A 499-nucleotide genomic window follows, 5' to 3' on the forward strand; every position below is an offset into this window, starting at 1 on the left:
ATCCCCAACATAATATTTGTTTTCTCAACTTTTTCATTCTTCTCACCCATATATAACTCATAGAACTACATATTATCGTTCTGGAACACTATCCGGGCTCCAAACCCCCTTAGGAAAAGTTGGAAATGGTGTATTCTGATTAGCATAAATCAACGCATATTTTAAATTATCTTCATAAACCCAATTCCTCATAAAATATTTTGTTCCCCGCTTAAATAAATAATGATATCCATGTGAAACATCTTCTGCAAAATCGCCAGTAGTTTCATTTGAGCCATAAACATAGGCTGTATAGGAAGCATTGTCTCTCAATTCTGTACACTTCATATAAGAGGAAGAATCATCTGTTTTTTTTCTTCCTTCTGTATGATCGAAATAATTATGAAAATAAAATTTGAATTTAGTATCCTCATGGTTATTCGCATTGACACGATTCATCCCTAGGTGCACTGATGTAACAGCAAAAAATAATACCAATAAAATTGCAATTCCTCTTTTT

The 499-nt window shown here is 32.5% G+C and carries 1 protein-coding gene; it reads right to left on the minus strand.

Annotation, left to right across the window (positions count from 1 at the left end; all coding sequences use genetic code 11):
• Positions 1-72 precede the first annotated feature (72 nt).
• Positions 73-499 (minus strand): DUF2712 domain-containing protein (locus CSX02_RS13565; protein ID WP_099386407.1); only part of this gene is annotated, 427 nt, incomplete at its 5' end.

Origin of the sequence: Agathobacter ruminis (genome assembly GCF_002735305.1) — a bacterium.
In the GTDB taxonomy this organism is placed as follows: Bacteria; Bacillota; Clostridia; order Lachnospirales; family Lachnospiraceae; genus Roseburia; species Roseburia ruminis.